We start from the raw sequence: 16832 nt of genomic DNA on the forward strand, positions 1-16832 counted from the left end.
CCAAAAATTATCTGACTCATTTTTTACACTGTAAGAAAGTATAAATTTCCAGATGAAAACCAATTCGACGTAGTCGGAAATTTTAAGAATACAGTATAAGTAGGGCTACGCCTCTGTCTTCGCCCAAAGGCAGGGCTCGCCAATCGGCGAGTTTTCTTTAGAAGTATTATCCTATCTTAGAATATAATATCTGCTTGTGGGGATTCAAGTATTTTGCACGTGTTGTGGATAGTATGCCCGATTTAAGATTTTTTTAGAAAAAGGACATTCACACAGACAGTTTGCATTTCCTGCTCATACAATACAAAGATGGAACTTCTATAGTTTTTGTCCAAAGTAAGGATAGATATATGGGAGCTTTGATAGTTCTCACGGTCTGCTCCCGCAGTAAAGTATTCCTCTCTGCCTAAACAAATATATAACCTTTGCAGTGAAGACATTTTACTGCGGGAGCAAAAACAGGCCGTATCCGCTTTTCTTAAAAACGAAGTGAGTGACGAGCGTGTGATCAGATTATTGCATTTCCTGTTAACAAACACGATTTTTCAAGATTTGTTGAAGGACCTGGAAGTAAATGTATTGTATGTAGAAGAAGGAGGTCAGATGCAGCCGATAACAGAGGATTGGAAGCCAAAATGCTTATTTCCAGCAAACGGAATCGAGGAAGGTTGGAGCACCTTTCAAAGGGTGAAGCCGCATATTGTGATTTTACATGTCTCTGGAGACGCTGCTTGCTCATTTGTAGAAAGAATGGAACACGATAAAACGCGGGTTGTGGTTATATGCGAGGATGTTGATTCCGACTCAGTCATGAAACTCCTCTCTTTAGGGGTGAAGCATTTTGTTATGCCACCCATTACCCCGCAGGCTGTATTAAAAATTCTTCATGAAAGCTTATATAAAATATCTCTTGAAAAAGAAGCTGAATTGCAAAAAAGTATGCTGTGTACACTAATGGAATTTCAAAGTGATTTGTTGTTTATTGTGGAGGATGATGAAGTTACCGACTGTAACACAACCTTTCTTCATTTTTTTGGCTATGAGGACTTATCAGCTTATCAAGAGAATAATATTACCTTTGCCGATGCCTTTTTAGAAGAAAAAGGCTATTATGTTCCGTTTAATAAGCTTGCTTGGATTGATGATTGCCTAGCGGGAAGCAAGAAGGTCAAAATGATGAACAGTGTGGGAGAAGAGTTTGTATTTCTTGTACGGTCTGTTGCCATTCCTGATGATATGTCACGGTTTCTTGTAATTGGAACGGATATTACGGAGATTGAGAAGGAGTATAAGGAGAACGAGCGTTTAGCAACGATTGATTCTTTAACGAATATTTACAACCGCTTTAAATTTCAAACCCTATTGCAGGAACAATGGAATCTGGCAAAAAGGCGTAGAAAACCTCTATCTGTTGTTATATTTGACGTGGATGATTTTAAAAAGGTGAATGACACATATGGACATGACCACGGAGACCTAGTATTGGCGCAAATAGCTGATCTTGTTTCTAAGCATCTACACACGAATGACGTATTTGCACGCTGGGGAGGAGAGGAGTTTGTTCTTCTTCTGCCTAATACAACGGGTAAGCAGGCATTTGTTATTGCCGAATCTCTTCGATTTTTTATTGAAACAAAAAAATTTACAGGCATTTCGAAGCTAACGGCAAGCTTTGGAGTGGCGGAGTATTCAGCCGGTCTGAGTCGCGAGGAGTTCGTTCAGCGTGCTAATGAGGCACTGTCTGAGGCGAAGCAAAAGGGTAAAAATCAAGTATGTTTATATCGGGAGAGAAAAGATAAAGTGTAAGGGAAAAGTCGCAGCTTGTGAGTTGCGACTTTTTCGTACTGTAGGAAAGGATAAATTTCTAGCCGGAAGCCAATTCGACGTAGGGAGAAATTTTTAGGAATACAGTATAAGTAGGGCTACGCCCGGGGGGCAGGGCTCGCCAGTCGGCGCAAGATAGGAAAGGATAGCTTTTCGGGGTGATGGCTAGCTCCCAAGGCCCAAAATGGCAGACTCCAGGCTGAACGGCAAAAAGCGCCTTTTACTCCGGCCCACCCCTACGCTGCCATAAAAGGTGGACCCTGTCCGCTTTTCTTAATTTGTGTAATGAGAATGACGGAAAAAAGTGGTATCCTTATAGGGAAGTCTACATAAGAAAAGCGGATATAGCAGTATAGTGCTTTTCAATAAGCCATGATAAAAGGAGTGGGCGAGATGAAGCAGCTTACATCGGAAGCGGTGATTGGATTTATCGGCACGGGTGTGATGGGGAAAAGCATGGTGCGTCATTTACTGAAGGCTGGTTACCCTGTACATGTTTATAATCGAACAAAAGCGAAGACGGATGAGCTTGTGCAAGAAGGGGCAGTGTGGGAGGAATCTCCGGCTGCTATTGCCAAGAAGGCGGATGTTGTCATGACAATGGTTGGGTATCCGCACGATGTGGAAAGTACATATCTTGGAGACGAAGGAATGATGCAGAGCGCAAAGCCAGGGACGATTTTTATTGATTTTACAACTTCGACGCCGACGCTTGCAAAGCGGATTTACGATGAAGCGAAGGTACGCGGCATGCACACACTGGATGCACCTGTTTCTGGCGGAGATGTCGGTGCAAAGGAGGCTCGTCTTGCCATTATGGTAGGAGGTGAACAGGAAGTGTATGAAGCTTGCCTTCCTGTGCTGAAACTATTAGGAACAAATATTATTCTGCAGGGCGGAGCCGGCAGCGGACAGCATACGAAGATGTGCAATCAAATTGCTATTGCGTCCAATATGATTGGTGTATGTGAAGCGATCGCTTATGCAAAGCAAGCTGGTCTTGCTCCAGAGCGAGTGCTTGAGAGCATCTCAACTGGGGCAGCTGGCAGCTGGTCATTAAGCAATCTAGCACCGCGGATGATACAAGGCAATTTTGAGCCGGGCTTTTATATTAAGCATTTTATTAAGGATATGGGCATTGCACTTGCTGAGGCGGAGGCGATGAATATAGAGATGCCGGGACTCGACCTAGCGAAGCGGATGTATGAGGAGCTTGCGGAGCATGGAGAAGAGAATAGCGGCACACAGGCGCTGTATAAACGGTATTTCAAAGGGTGAAAGAAGCAGGGGCTTAGAGCCTTGATGCAGTGATTGACGCAGACAGGGGCGTAACTGCACTGATACTTCACTCTTGAAATTTCCAGATATATCAAACTTGTTTCTGGCTGGAGATTTATACTTTTTTAAAGTATAAGCAAAAATAAGCAAGCGTCGCTAGGATGCTTGCTTATTTTGCATTAGGATCTTACTCTTGCACTAGGAAATGGAATGACCTCCGCCGGAATACCACGTTTTGGCTTAACAAGCAGAAGGGTAAAGGTGATCGCAATCGGAATGGCTAAATACCACCCATATATGATAGCGCTTACAACAGAGAGAAAAAGTCCAAGCATTCCTACTTCCAGCTTTTCCTGAAGCACTCCTACGATCATGGGAAGGATACCGCAAATCATACCGATTACAACTAAGCTAATCATCGTCATTTTCTATCCCCTTTTCCAGTCTTATATAAGACTTCGATTACGCAAGACATTTTTTCAAGTATTATAGCTTATTATAGAGGAAATTTTCAGATTTTATTCAAAAACATTTCCATATTTTGTAACAAAATATTTAAAAAGTGTTAGTATGGAATTGTATAACTTGGGAGTCATTTATGTAGTAAAAAAACAATATTAGTATTTCTTCAAATACATAAGATATAAAATCAAAATAAAAGAATCAAATATATAAGCATCTTGGAGGAATGATAGCTAAAGCCTTATGATATATGCATTTTTCTAGGATTATAAGAGACTTTCTATTCAAGAACTCACATATTCACATGCAAGTAAATCAAATATCCACAGTACAGAGGCAATGATATGGGGAATTCTCAGGAATAGAAGCAGTTATCTGATATATGAAGAAAACAGAAGCAGTGATTTGATATCATACTGTTAAAAAAAAGGTTCCCCCGCGTTAAATCGGAGGAACCTTTTCTATTTCTAGGTTATATAGAAGCTGATCGTGACTATTCTTTGTATAAATTGCTTCGTTGTGGAGATCGCTTCTGTACGACAAATAGCCCTCGTCGCGCTCATTTTTTCGACAGGGCTTACATTGTGAGAAGATGAAGTTTTGGGATATGTTCTTTAGCTGTATACTCCAGCACCTTGGCATCATGTATCAGTGGATGAGGAATCTGCTGCACGGCATGTGGCAAATTCCTGCGGAAGATCGTCCGAAAATAGGCACCAATAGAGGTTCGGAACGTAAATGGCTCCTTTTGCTCCTTCATATGCTGTTCAAATCTTGATAAACAGGAGTAGAAGAACGTTTCTAACCAGCTATCCCGATATGAATAGGACGGATCTCCCTCTTCATTTATTATGTATTTCACTACATTCACGACCTCTTGTTTAAATGAAATCATTATATCAAATAGGTCACGTGCTTTATAACGGATTTTTAAACCGTTTAATATATATAATAAATTCTCCTGAAAAGCAGCTAAAAGGGGCTGTACTTTAAACTCATCTGTATTTTCCTTCACACATTCTTCCTTTAAACGGAACTTTACTTGCCGGACCCATAGCTGCTTACCGCGCACTTGAACTCCGACAAGCTCGATTTCAAAAATAGCTTCAAATAGTGTCAGCATTTCCCGGACAGCCTTTGCCCGTTTGCCGAGCTTTTCCTTTAATGTGCTCATATTGCGAGTTTGTTCAACAAATGAAAGCTCTCCTGTATTGCGCAGCTTTGCAACACCGTGACGGAATTGGTTGAGTAAGGAGAATAAAAGCTCGAATGCTTCCGGATTCGCCGTACGAACAAGTTCTGCGATAATATTTGTTTGGAAGAGGGTATGAGGAACGATAAAGTAGTTGAGCTCGTGTCCTTGCGTTAGTTCAGGCGTTGTATATTCCTTATAGTTCCGCAGTACAAATGCCGGCATACCGCTCGGTAAGATTTCTTCATATAAAAAGCCATGACGGATTAAGAATTCTCGGCCGGCATGCATAGTAGAATATGCCATATGAAGTGTTCTTGCCCAGTGAGCTAAATTGTATTCCAGCACTTTTCCTTGGCTATTGCGCTCTACATGGATTTGCTGCAGTACAGTTAGCAATACTGCATAGGAGCTTGCTGGCACCTGAATATGCTGCTGATCCTGGAACTGGCGCAACTCTTCTAATAGTTGATGCGGAAAGCGGAAGCCATCCATTTTAATGGCTTGCTGCTTTTTTTGTTTGGTACGCTTACGGCTCATCTCATACCCTCCTTTCCTAAATTTCGAGTATTTACAACAAAAAGCATTATACTATATGAATATTTCTCGAATGAGCTTCTCTAAGAGAAAGTGGCAAATGGCAGGAGAGCACTCAAACCGTTGTGGCTGTAGGGCTGAAAAATTTTTAGGGAATTCTTTGGTGCACGGGTAAGTTCAGCAAAACGGCAAAGTGGCAAATAAGCTATTGCTGCTGCTGCACAGGGGGGATACTTGTAATTGCAGTGTTATCAAGGGTTTTGATAGGAGCGGTCGAAGCTCGTCCTGCACAGTAGGTTTAAAGAAAAGGCAAAGTGGCAGATTATGCGTTGCACAGTAAGTTCGTCTGGCGGCAAAATGGCAAACAGCTGCTTTTTACAGAACATGATTTAAAAAGTGTGTCTCCCTACTCCCATAAGGGATAGAGCTCAGGGCCTGCTGTATATAAAGTGCACAGTAAGTTTGATGAACGGTAAAATGGCATATTGTTTGCTGCAAGATACTGCTTGCCGTTTTCTTCAGGAGGTGTACGGTAGGCTGCTATTTCTAGCACATATATAAGGAAAATATGGGGAAATTGGTCTAAATGGCAAACTTTCTGTGCGGTAAGTTTTAAAATGGCAATCTTTCTATGCACGGTAAGAAAGGATAAATTTCTAGCAGGAAGCCAATTTGACGTAGCGAGAAATTTTAGGAATACAGTGTAAGTGTAATTACGCCTCTGTCTTCGCCCAAAGGCGGGGCTCGCCAATCGGCAAGTTTTCTTTAAATTGATAGTGGCAAAAATGGCATAACGTACGGTATGATGATAAAGCAGATAAAATGGCAAATGAGTTGAACGGTAAGTCCCAAAATGGAGAATTTTTCTTTGCACAGAAATAGATCTATTAACAAGAATGAATCCATATGGGGGATAACCGGCATAATGAGGTGAAATAGGTGCAGCAAACGATACACATCCCTGATCATGTTCCTTTAAATCAGGAGCTTTGTCATTTAGTAATCTTACAAGAGGCGGTCTTGCTATTTCGTAATCAGCCTGATGTAATTCAGGCATGGGAGCGGTATGTGCATGGTATTGTAGGGGGCGAAAAACATCCGAATGTATCACGCAGCTTTCAAATTTTATATGATCTGATTACAGGGTCCTTACGAGAGCAAAATCAAAAATTAACAAAACATAATATTTATCATATTTTTTATTCGTATAACCAGCAGCTAACGACGATTTTGCATGAGTATATTGTAGAGGAATTTAATCGTAATAGCGATGAGAGAAGCATGAATGATATGATGATTCATCAAGCAAGAGAGCAGCGCGGCATTATTACAAGCATGGACTATAAATATCATCTCATGCGTAATATTTTGACGAACCCGCAGAAATTTTCTCCTCATGAAGGGGAGGAGGGGGTATATGAGGCCCGTGTAGAGGATGCTGGCGGTGCATTGCAGCTGCTAGCTAGGATCAAGGAGCAGGATGATCTTACAAATATGGGCTGGACAGAGGAGGAGCAGGTGCAATGGAATCAGCTTCGCTCCGCATTCTCGTCCATGGATGAGATGACAGCCGATGTGTTTGATATTCTCTGCTTTCTCTTTTTGTTCGCGCCGCGTGATACAGACGGCTTTCTCTTTTTGCATTCACAGGATGTATTAAAGCTGAGAACAAATGTTGTGGATCACAATACAAATAAGCTTAAAATTAAGGAACGGGATCGTTTTCAAATTATGTCCCGTGTGAAAGCAATCGCGAACATTTGGATTTCGCTCAATGAAGGGGAGATTATCGAAATTGAGGATGAGGAAGGAGAGGGCATGCAGACGTTGAAATTGCGCGACTTGGAGAAGCTCGTGGAAATCGGGAAAATTCGGGCTGCGTATGATACGAAAGACCGCTTTGTTGGTATTCAAGCATGTCAAATTAAGCCGACTCCGCTGCTTACATCCTTTTTAGAACAAAATAAGCGCTTAGGCTTTATCGACTTAAGTGCATTGGAATTTCATCCGATCCGCGAGAAATTTGAAAAGCGATTAACGCGTTATTTAGCCATTCAATGGTTTATTCGATTATCAAAGCGCAATATGAGACAGCCCTTTTTAGTCGGCACTCTAGCACGTGAAATGGAGATGGAAAATAGCCGTCATCGGGGGACTGAGCTTGTTGATCGCTTTATGAAGGTGCTTTACAATTTGCAGGAGCATAGCATTATTAAGGAATGGAACTTTGTCGAAGAGCTTGATTACGATAAAATCGGGACGAAGGGATGGAAGCAGTATTTCTTTTCTCAAAAAATTATTGTCATCCCGACAGAGGAAATTGTCCGTAAAAATAAAGCAAAGCTATCAATTTTAAAGGAGCAACACCAATTCGACAGCAGCGGCTTCGAGAGGACGTTAGATAGTGTCCTAAGCAAGCAGGAGCATGTATTAGCTGCGTACAGTGCGCCTCAGGCTGACAGAGAGCCTCACTACACAGATATGCTGACAAAAGCCGTGCAGACAGAGAGTGTGACTAACTCCCTGAAAGAACCGCAGCAAAGGCAGCCTGTTATTACAGAGGAGATGCTGGAGCCGAATATGGTTGTAAAAGAAATGGAGCGCCGCAAAATCAGCTTGTTAAAGGCATCAGAGGAAATCGAAATCGGCTATAATACACTCAAGCGCTTTGTGAACAACGCCACGAAGCGGAGAAATAAGAATAATGATGCGAAGATTGTAAGATGGCTTAGGGAGTCGTGGAAGAAGACTGCTGAGGAATAAGGCTTGATAGATAAATATAAAGAAAACTCGCTGACTGGCGAGTTTTCTTTACTAAAAATGCTCATTTGGAGTACTAAATAATTTAGAGGAGGATCCAATTCTTTTTTTGGTAATTTAATCCTTTCCTGTATAATAATTAAAGAGGAGGGAATTAAAAATGGTTTTAAAGCTAGAAAACGTGACAAAAAAGTTTGGATCCTTTACTGCAGTTGATGATGTGTCCATTTCGATTCCAGAAAATGAGATGTTTGGATTTTTAGGGGCAAATGGCGCAGGAAAAACAACAACATTTAGAATGATCTTAGGATTGCTAGATCCAAGCAGTGGAACTATTACTTGGGACAATAAACCGATTAACTACACGACAAGTCATCTCATTGGCTATCTTCCAGAGGAGAGAGGCTTATATCCAAAATTAAAAGTAAAAGAGCAGATTGTGTATTTAGCTAGGTTAAGAGGTATGCAAAAGCAAGCTGCTTTAAAAGAATTAGATTCCTGGTTAACTAGATTTAAGATACCTGGATATAAGGATAAGAAGGTAGAGGAGCTTTCCAAAGGAAATCAGCAAAAAATTCAATTTATTGCTGCTGTTATTCATAAGCCGCAGCTTTTGATTTTGGATGAACCTTTCAGTGGCCTTGATCCAGTGAATGTTGAACTGTTAAAGGAGGCAGTCTTACATTTGAAAGAAAACGGAACGACTATCGTGTTTTCAAGCCATCGAATGGAGCATGTAGAAGAGATGTGTGAGCATTTATGTATTATGCACCACGGAAAACCGATTGTTCATGGTTCTCTAAAGGAAATTAAACGGTCATTTGGAAAGAAAAATTTGATCATCCATGCGGATTTTAATATGGATTTCCTTAAAAGTTATTCAGGGGTAACGAAAACAAAGCAAACAACGGAAGGAATTCATTTACAGATTGAAGGAGAATACGTCGCTGAAAAAATCTTAAATGATATTGTTGGAAAAGGCTTCGTCCGAAAGTTTGTTCTTGAAGAACCTTCTTTGAATGATATTTTTATCGAGAAAGTAGGTGCTTCCTATGAATAACTTCTGGATTATCTTATTTCATACATACACGAGTAAGCTAAAAACAAAACAATTTTTAATTTCTACCGCTATCACTTTGGTACTCATGATTGGTTTAACCAATATGACGAATATTATTAACTTTTTTAATAAAGGTGAGGAACAGGATACAATTGCTGTGATTGACGAAACAAATGCCCTGTTTGAACCGCTTAAGCAGAATGTAAAAGGGGTAAACCAGGACATTAAACTGGTCAATTATACGGATGGAGAGAAAAAAGCACAATCTGAAGTAGAAAAAGGCTCCTATAAAGGTGTACTGATCCTTTCATTTGATAAAGAAAACCTTCCTTTGGCTACGTATAAATCTATGACAATCGCAGATTCGACTTTACCTACAGAATTACAAAATAGTCTGCAGCAAATTAAAACGCAAATTGCGGCATCAAAAATCAATCTATCTTCTGAGCAGCTAGCAAAGCTGTATGAGCCTGTTTCATTTGAGCGAGTGGCTCTTGAGAAAAATGCAAAAACAGAAGAAGAATTGGATCAAGCTAGAGGTTTGGTATATGTGTTATTGTTCATTATCTATTTTTCAGTGATCATGTATGCGAACATGATTGCGATGGAGGTTGCTATAGAGAAGTCGTCTCGCGTTATGGAAATTTTAATTTCAAGCGTTTCTCCCATTAAGCAAATGTTTGCCAAAATATTAGGTGTAGGTTTACTAAGTTTGACTCAGCTTATCGTGTTATTAGGAATAGGCTATTATTCTGTTAAAAAAAATCTTTCCTCAATGGAAGGCGGGTTTTTTGATTCTTTTGGATTCAATACTATTCCAATAGCCACTGTTATATATGCAGTCGTCTTTTTTGTACTAGGGTATTTCCTATATGCGACCTTAGCGGCATTTTTAGGCTCTTTAGTAAGCAGAATTGAGGATGTTCAGCAAATGATTACCCCGATGACTCTATTAATAGTTGCTGGATTTATGATTGCGGTGTTTGGTTTGGGCCAGCCGGATACCACATTTATTACGGTAACCTCCTATATTCCCTTCTTTACACCAATGTTGATGTTCATGCGTGTTGGGATGTTGACTATTCCTGTTTGGGAGCCGTTAGTGGGAATAGGTATTCTGATAGTGACGATTGTGGTTCTCGCCATATTTGGAGCAAGGGTATATAAAGGCGGCGTTCTTATGTACGGAAAATCCAGCTCCTTTAAGGATATAAAAAAGGCACTTCAGTTAACAAAAAATGAATAAAGCTAGGAAACGAAGAGGATGATTACTAGTTAAAGCAGATAGTTCTTCAGCTACAACTGCAAAAGAGCTGCTAGCCCTTACGAACTAGAAGTAAACGAGACTGCCAGAAAATTTTTGGCGGTCTTATTTACATTGTAGGAAAGTATAAATTTCCAGCCAGAAGTGAATTCGGCGTAGTCGGAAATTTTAGGAATACAGTATAAGTAGGGCTACGCCAATCGACGAGTTTTCTTTACTATAGAACTTAAAAGTGCCTATAGAACTTAAAAGTACCTATGGCACTTTTAAGTGCGTTCTTCTCATGAGCAGTACTATCAGTCATAATAACTCTTGTCAAAGGGGATAGCTGACGGATAATAGACAGCTTATTAGCAGTTATCTTACTTTATTGTCTAATAGGAATAAGTTTGAGGAGGATATAGAAATGCAGAACTTACAAAGTACAACTACATTGCATAATGGTGTAAAAATGCCTTGGTTTGGCTTAGGGGTATTTAAGGTAGAAGAAGGACCAGAATTGGTTCATGCAGTAAAGGCTGCTATTAAGCATGGATATCGCAGCATTGATACGGCAGCGATTTATGGGAATGAAGAGGGAGTTGGGCAGGCAATCCGTGAGGGGCTTGCGGATGTGGGCTTATCCCGTGAAGATTTGTTTGTGACTTCAAAGGTATGGAATGCAGATCAAGGCTATGAGACTACGCTTACTGCTTTTGAGACAAGCTTAGAAAAGCTGGGATTAGATTATTTGGACTTATACCTGATTCACTGGCCGGTTGAAGGAAAGTATAAAGAGACTTGGAGAGCATTGGAAGTTCTTTATAAGGCAGGACGTATTCGCGCAATTGGGGTAAGCAACTTCCAAATTCATCACTTGCAAGACTTACTGAAGGAAGCAGAAATCAAGCCAATGATCAACCAAGTGGAGTATCATCCAAGGCTGACACAAGTAGAATTACAAACGTTCTGTAAGGAACAAGGGATTCAACTGGAAGCGTGGTCCCCTCTTATGCAAGGTCAATTATTAGACCAGCCAGAGCTGCAAGAAATCGCAAGCCAACACGGAAAATCCATTGCTCAAGTGATTTTGCGCTGGGACTTACAGCATGGTGTTGTGACCATTCCTAAATCCATAAAGGAACATCGCATTATCGAAAATGCCGCTATTTTTGATTTTGAATTAACTGCAGAGGATATGGACCGAATCGATGCTTTGAATCAAAATCATCGTGTGGGGCCGGATCCTGATAACTTTGATTTCTAATACAGCCGATCGTTAAGCCGAGGGCAATGCCCCCGGCTTTTTGTACCACTGTAGGAAAGTATAAATTTCCAGCTAGAAGCGAATTCGACGTAGCCGGAAACTTTAGGAATACAGTATAAGTAGGGCTGCGCCTCTGTCTTCGCCAACCGGCTCGCTAATCGGCGAGTTTTCTTTACCCGCATCGTTGTAGAACGTCCCTACATTGTACATGTTCTTTCGAAAATACCAAGCTTCGCAATGCGTTGGATTGCTTCCTGCAGGCGTTCCTCTGTATGAAGCAGACCGACGCGTACATACCCTTCGCCGTGCTCACCGAAGCCATTGCCTGGTGCAACTGCAACGTGCGCTTGTTCGAGCAAGATATCGGCAAATTGCTGTGATGTATAACCGTCGGGAATAGGAAGCCACGCAAAGAAGGAGCCCTCTGGTGCTTTTACATCCCACCCGATGGAATGACAAGCAGAGACCAATGCTTCGCGGCGTGACTCATAGCGGGCTACAAGTTCTTCGACGCATGTTTGCGGTTGGAGCAATGCTTGTTTTGTGGCTTCTTGAATGGCGCCAAATATGCTTACATACATATGATCCTGCAGCAGGTTAATCGCTTCAATGACGCTTTCGTTTCCGACTGCAAACGCGATGCGCCAGCCAGCCATATTATACGTTTTCGACATTGTGTAGATTTCAATACCTGCTTCCTTTGCGCCTTCTGCTTGAAGGAAGCTAATTGGCTTTTTCCCGTTAAAGCCGATCGCGCCGTATGCGAAATCGTGGCAAACTAAGATGTTATGCTTATTTGCAAAAGCAGCTGTTTCCGCAAAAAATTCCTTCGTCGCCACTGCACCTGTCGGGTTGTTTGGATAGTTGAGGAACATAAGCTTTGCTTCGTCCGCCACCTCGGGCGCAAGCTTGCTATAATCAGGAAGAAAGCCGTTTTCGGCAAGCAGCGGCATCATGCTCATCTTTGCTTTTGCAAGAGCGACGCCTGACCAATAATCCGGATAGCCTGGGTCCGGTACCAAAATCGTATCTCCAGGCTCGGTAAAGCAGAGCGGAAGCTCAACAAGACCGGCTTTGCCCCCGAATAAAACCGCGACTTCCTTTTCAGGATCAAGTGTTACGCCATATTCACGCTTATAAAATACTGCAACCGCTTCCTTTAAGCTGTGTGTTCCGCGAAATGGCGGATATTTATGATGCACGGGATTTGCGGCAGCCTCCTGCAGCGCCCGTACTATATGTGTTGGGGTCGGTTGGTCTGGATTTCCTTGTCCGAGATTGATGACATCATGTCCTTCGCTCATTACCTTGTTGACCTTTTGCACAAGTGAGGCAAAAAATTGTGTTGGCAATTGTGTTAAAACGTGAGAAGTTTTAAAAGATTTCATTGGATTTTTCGTGCAGGATACCCGACTTCAGGCCCATTTCTAAGTCGAGGAGGAATGCTCGATTTTACATCGCAAAACACTTCCTGCACATCCCCCTCCCATTGTATAATTTTGGATAAGAGAAAACCATTGGGCGTATTTTTCGTCTTTTAAAAAATGTTGCAATTCTAGTGACCAATCATATATGTTTATGAGTGATTTGTAAAGAACAAAATCACAGTAGGAAAGGTACAGTTTCTGCGGTTTGCTGAAGAGGTACAGTTTCTTTTCTGTATATAAAAAGAGGATGCGAGAGGGGCTATAAATATGAAAGTAGCATGCTTGCAAATGGACATTGCATTTGGCGATATTGAGGAAAATGTAAAGCGCGCAGCGGAGCAGCTGGCGGCTGTAATGGAGCAGGAGCCTGATATTGTTGTGCTGCCGGAGCTTTGGACGACTGGCTATGATTTAACGCGTCTTGATGTACTTGGGGATGTTGACGGAGTACATGTAAAGGGTGTAATGAGCGAGTGGGCAAAAGCGTATGATGTAAACATTGTCGGCGGCTCGATTGCGAAGCGTACAGATGATGGCGTAACAAACACAATGTATATATTTGACCGAAGCGGCGAGATTGTTGGCGAATACAGCAAGGTACATTTGTTTCAGCTGATGGATGAGCATAAGTTTTTAGCACCCGGAAGCGATGAGGGACAGTTCACAGTCGATAACGTGCCGTGCGCCGGCTTTATTTGCTATGACATTCGTTTTCCAGAGTGGCTGCGTGTACATACGTCAAAGGGGGCAGAGGTGCTGTTTGTTGTGGCGGAGTGGCCGCTGCCGCGTCTGGCGCATTGGCGTACACTTTTAACAGCGCGTGCAATTGAAAATCAATGCTACGTTGTGGCGTGCAACCGTGCTGGAAGCGATCCAAACAATGTGTTTGCGGGACATTCGATGATTATTGACCCTTGGGGCGAAGTTGTAGCTGAGGCGGGAGAAGGGGAAGAAATGCTCGTCGGCACGCTTGATTTTGCAAAAATCCCAGAGGTGCGCCGCGGTATTCCGGTTTTTGAAGATCGCCGTCCAGATTTATATAAATAAGAAAGCAGCTTATTGACGACGAGGACTATCCTTAAAGTTTCCGACTATGTCGAATTCTCTTCTAGCTGGAAATGTCTCCTCTTACAGTATAACAAAGGTTGTTAAGAGGAGACACACGGACCGATTATGTATTCAAGCAATAGCCTATTTTTTCTTCTTTTTCTTATATACAAAGAGAAAAGGAGGGAATTGCTATGGAGGAATGGATCGCATATATTGGCAATATCGGCTTTCCAATCGTTGTTACCCTATATTTGCTGCACCGTATTGAGAGTAAGTTGGACGCTGTCGTTGTGGCCATTGAGAAACTGCCGCAGCATTTTTCTGTATATAATAAATAGGAGATATAGAAAAAAGCAACCGATCAGATTAGCGTCGGTTGCTTTTTTCTTTTAACAGCGGACTGCGCAGCGCTGTGCGCCGCTGATTGGATGTAATTAAATCCTCTGGATGGCGCCACGACTTCGGTGAGGGAATAATCGGGTGCATGAGGTTCTGGGAATTTGGATGATGCACCCCACCGTCGGGACAGTCTGGATCTGAATTCGTCCAAACTCCTTGTTCGCGGCGTGTTAATAAAATATGTCCAAGCTCATGGGCGAGCGTGTATAAATTCGAATGGGATGCAGCGCCGTTTGTTATTACAATAAAGCCCTTGAGGATTCCGTTTGAAACACGAGAGCAGGCGCAGGCAATGACATTATCTTCTTGGAAATAGTCACCGCCAACATAGCATACATAAATATCCGCTCTTGGGGAAAGCGCTGTAGCATGGTGCATCAGGCGATTTACCTTAGGCTGTTCAGTAAATGGAGTAAGATAGCTAATTTCCCGATCAGCGAAGCTGTAGGAGGAGCTAAGACGAACAATGCGTGTAACAGAGAAGCGAATCGGGTACCAAATATCCTCTGAGCATAAAAAGTCCCGTTTTAAGCGGTCGTAATCGGCATCTGCGCCGGGGGCAATGCATATACATACGTTAACATACAGAGTCATAACGACACCTCTGAAGTGAGATACGACAGTATATGAGACCATTCGCGGTTTTGTTTGTACGATTATCTCGGTTATTGGGAAAAGACGGTGACCTTGTCGGAAAAAGATGAATCGAAAAGGTCGAAAGTCAGTTGCTTTTTTTGTATAATAAAAATGGATAAATATAGAAAGTATAGCAGTTATAAACAGTGAATTTTATTGCACATAAAATCATAAAAAATAATCTTAGATATTGCTCTTATAGGTTTTAGGGTGTCTGTTTCTTGCTTTCAAGCTTGAAGGAGCGTAGAGGAGGTGAAAACTGGTTTCGTGAAATTACCAAAGGTGGATAAATAATACTAAAGGGTATTGGTGTTTTGTATTTACAGGGTTTATATTAGGAGTACCGTTTAGCTGGGACAACGTGCATAAGGCTGCGGTTATCTTTACAGGGATAGGTTACACCTATAATTAAGGAACAAGAATATCCCTTATTGATTGCGCGCAGGCGATCCCCTAGTGTGCGAATCCTGTGAGGACGCGTTTCCAAAAGGAGATGCAAAACTTGTAAATGTAATGCTGAATTGTAACTTTTGGTAAGTTTTGTGAACCAGGTTGCTTGATGAATAGAGGAAGAAAGAAAACACTTCTGTTTAGTTTGTTGGCATCAATCTGTTTTAGCGGCGGAATCGCATTGAAGCCTGTGCTAACAAGTGCTCCGACGATAGGTGTGTTTTTTGGAACAATTTGTGTGCTGGCTGCCGTCTTTTTTCTCGGAAAAACAGAAGCAAAGTAGCAAAGGATAGCAGCTTGCGAGCTAAGAGCCGTGTTCTGGGGAAAAAGAAATGTATGGATAGATAGATGGGAGAGGAACATATTATATAATATGTTCTTTTTCTATGGACACATATGAGAATTTCTATTGAGGTAGAAGATGTCTGGAAGTTTGACTATAGGAATAGAGGAGGGATTGCCCAAAATGGGATACATAGAAGAGCTGCGCGAAATGATAGGAACGAGGCCTATTATTCTCAACGGATCAGCTATTATTGTGCTCAATCATTCGCAGGAAGTACTGCTGCAATTGCGGACGGATACAAACGATTGGAGTGTACCAGGCGGAGCGATGGAAATCGGGGAAACGCTTGAGGAAACAGCATCGCGTGAGCTGCTCGAGGAAACAGGATTAAAGAGCGAAATGCTGCAGTTTCTTGGGGTTTTATCCGGAAAGGACATGTATTATCAATATCCGAACGGGAATGAAGTCTATAATGTGATTCATGTGTTTCAAGCAGATTCAGTGGCAGGTTCCTTGCGGGTAGATGGGGAAGGGCAAGAATTGCAATATTTCCCGATTGAAAAGCTGCCAGAGGAGCTAAATCCTGTGACAGAACGTATTTTACATAAGTATTTATTCGCAATCGCAGAGTAAGCCTTTAGAAGATAAGAAAAGCGGACAAGGCCCGCTTTTTATGGCAGCGTAGGGGTGGGCCGGAGTAAAAGGCGCTTTTTGCCTTTTGCGGAGGTTCAGCCCTACGCTGCCATTTTGAGCCTCGGGAGCTAGACATTGCCCCGAAAAGTTGTACTTTCTTACATTGTAAGGAAAACTCGCCGATTGGCGAGCCCTGCCCCCAGCGAAGACAGAGGCGTAGCCCTACTTATACTGCATTCCTCAAATTTCCGACTACGCCGAATTCACTTCTGGCTGGAAACTTATACTTTCCTACAGTGCAAGTGTAAAAAAGAGGCTTCCTGTAAGG

General features: G+C 42.0%; 14 protein-coding genes. 10 read left to right on the forward strand and 4 right to left on the reverse strand.

Annotated elements, in window-relative coordinates; genetic code table 11:
• Nucleotides 1-507 precede the first annotated feature (507 nt).
• Both AAHB12_RS01020 and AAHB12_RS01025 read left to right on the forward strand, forming a co-directional pair.
• Nucleotides 508-1806, forward strand: coding sequence for a GGDEF domain-containing protein (locus tag AAHB12_RS01020; RefSeq protein WP_129727078.1), 1299 nt, complete (start codon nucleotides 508-510; stop codon nucleotides 1804-1806).
• Between the two features lie 411 nt (nucleotides 1807-2217).
• Nucleotides 2218-3102, forward strand: coding sequence for an NAD(P)-dependent oxidoreductase (locus tag AAHB12_RS01025; protein WP_342044000.1), 885 nt, complete (start codon nucleotides 2218-2220; stop codon nucleotides 3100-3102).
• 179 nt (nucleotides 3103-3281) lie between these two features.
• Here AAHB12_RS01025 and AAHB12_RS01030 read toward each other — a convergent pair whose 3' ends face one another.
• Nucleotides 3282-3527 carry a hypothetical protein gene (locus AAHB12_RS01030; RefSeq protein ID WP_129727024.1) on the reverse strand — a complete coding sequence of 82 codons (246 nt, stop codon included), beginning with the start codon at nucleotides 3525-3527 and terminating at the stop codon, nucleotides 3282-3284.
• Nucleotides 3528-4141: 614 nt separating this feature from the next.
• Nucleotides 4142-5296: a hypothetical protein gene (locus tag AAHB12_RS01035; protein ID WP_342044001.1), complete on the reverse strand. Its 1155-nt coding sequence runs from the start codon at nucleotides 5294-5296 to the stop codon at nucleotides 4142-4144.
• Between the two features lie 936 nt (nucleotides 5297-6232).
• Between AAHB12_RS01035 and AAHB12_RS01040 the strand changes: the two genes are divergently transcribed.
• From AAHB12_RS01040 to AAHB12_RS01055, 4 genes are all read left to right on the forward strand, one after another.
• The gene (locus AAHB12_RS01040) at nucleotides 6233-8056 is read left to right on the forward strand and encodes a hypothetical protein (protein WP_342044002.1); all 1824 of its coding nucleotides are present in this window, start codon (nucleotides 6233-6235) and stop codon (nucleotides 8054-8056) included.
• Between the two features lie 157 nt (nucleotides 8057-8213).
• Complete coding sequence (locus tag AAHB12_RS01045; protein WP_129727021.1) at nucleotides 8214-9113, forward strand: ABC transporter ATP-binding protein; 900 nt, start codon at nucleotides 8214-8216, stop codon at nucleotides 9111-9113.
• Nucleotides 9106-10359, forward strand: a complete 1254-nt coding sequence (locus tag AAHB12_RS01050) for an ABC transporter permease (protein WP_342044003.1) — start codon at nucleotides 9106-9108, stop codon at nucleotides 10357-10359. Before AAHB12_RS01045 ends, AAHB12_RS01050 begins: the two co-directional genes overlap by 8 nt.
• A 424-nt stretch (nucleotides 10360-10783) precedes the next feature.
• A complete protein-coding gene (locus AAHB12_RS01055; RefSeq protein WP_342044004.1) occupies nucleotides 10784-11623 on the forward strand; it encodes an aldo/keto reductase in 840 nt (279 codons plus the stop codon).
• 197 nt (nucleotides 11624-11820) lie between these two features.
• On the opposite strand, the gene AAHB12_RS01060 is transcribed toward AAHB12_RS01055, so the two are convergent.
• Complete coding sequence (locus AAHB12_RS01060) at nucleotides 11821-13011, reverse strand: pyridoxal phosphate-dependent aminotransferase (protein WP_129727018.1); 1191 nt, start codon at nucleotides 13009-13011, stop codon at nucleotides 11821-11823.
• 300 nt (nucleotides 13012-13311) lie between these two features.
• Between AAHB12_RS01060 and AAHB12_RS01065 the strand changes: the two genes are divergently transcribed.
• Nucleotides 13312-14097, forward strand: coding sequence for a carbon-nitrogen family hydrolase (locus AAHB12_RS01065; RefSeq protein ID WP_446715498.1), 786 nt, complete (start codon nucleotides 13312-13314; stop codon nucleotides 14095-14097).
• 194 nt (nucleotides 14098-14291) lie between these two features.
• On the forward strand, nucleotides 14292-14438 hold the full coding sequence (locus tag AAHB12_RS01070) for a YvrJ family protein (protein WP_342044006.1): 147 nt from the start codon (nucleotides 14292-14294) through the stop codon (nucleotides 14436-14438).
• A gap of 28 nt (nucleotides 14439-14466) precedes the next feature.
• Here the strand turns inward: AAHB12_RS01070 and AAHB12_RS01075 are convergent, their stop codons facing one another.
• On the reverse strand, nucleotides 14467-15093 hold the full coding sequence (locus AAHB12_RS01075) for a DUF955 domain-containing protein (protein WP_129727015.1): 627 nt from the start codon (nucleotides 15091-15093) through the stop codon (nucleotides 14467-14469).
• 601 nt (nucleotides 15094-15694) lie between these two features.
• Here AAHB12_RS01075 and AAHB12_RS01080 point away from each other — a divergent pair.
• Together AAHB12_RS01080 and AAHB12_RS01085 are read left to right on the forward strand one after the other, a co-directional pair.
• Nucleotides 15695-15868 carry a hypothetical protein gene (locus AAHB12_RS01080; RefSeq protein WP_165350707.1) on the forward strand — a complete coding sequence of 58 codons (174 nt, stop codon included), beginning with the start codon at nucleotides 15695-15697 and terminating at the stop codon, nucleotides 15866-15868.
• Nucleotides 15869-16051: 183 nt separating this feature from the next.
• Nucleotides 16052-16504, forward strand: coding sequence for an NUDIX hydrolase (locus AAHB12_RS01085; RefSeq protein ID WP_342044007.1), 453 nt, complete (start codon nucleotides 16052-16054; stop codon nucleotides 16502-16504).
• Nucleotides 16505-16832: the final 328 nt, after the last annotated feature.

It is taken from the genome of Bacillus sp. OTU530 (assembly GCF_038440375.1).

Coding starts and splice junctions, on each gene's coding strand:
- AAHB12_RS01035 (WP_342044001.1), bottom strand. CDS start 5,296: ATGAGCCGTAAGCGTACCAAACAAAAAAAGCAGCAAGCCATTAAAATG.
- AAHB12_RS01080 (WP_165350707.1), top strand. CDS start 15,695: ATGAATAGAGGAAGAAAGAAAACACTTCTGTTTAGTTTGTTGGCATCA.
- AAHB12_RS01050 (WP_342044003.1), top strand. CDS start 9,106: ATGAATAACTTCTGGATTATCTTATTTCATACATACACGAGTAAGCTA.
- AAHB12_RS01030 (WP_129727024.1), bottom strand. CDS start 3,527: ATGACGATGATTAGCTTAGTTGTAATCGGTATGATTTGCGGTATCCTT.
- AAHB12_RS01075 (WP_129727015.1), bottom strand. CDS start 15,093: ATGACTCTGTATGTTAACGTATGTATATGCATTGCCCCCGGCGCAGAT.
- AAHB12_RS01085 (WP_342044007.1), top strand. CDS start 16,052: ATGGGATACATAGAAGAGCTGCGCGAAATGATAGGAACGAGGCCTATT.
- AAHB12_RS01070 (WP_342044006.1), top strand. CDS start 14,292: ATGGAGGAATGGATCGCATATATTGGCAATATCGGCTTTCCAATCGTT.
- AAHB12_RS01060 (WP_129727018.1), bottom strand. CDS start 13,011: ATGAAATCTTTTAAAACTTCTCACGTTTTAACACAATTGCCAACACAA.
- AAHB12_RS01055 (WP_342044004.1), top strand. CDS start 10,784: ATGCAGAACTTACAAAGTACAACTACATTGCATAATGGTGTAAAAATG.
- AAHB12_RS01025 (WP_342044000.1), top strand. CDS start 2,218: ATGAAGCAGCTTACATCGGAAGCGGTGATTGGATTTATCGGCACGGGT.
- AAHB12_RS01045 (WP_129727021.1), top strand. CDS start 8,214: ATGGTTTTAAAGCTAGAAAACGTGACAAAAAAGTTTGGATCCTTTACT.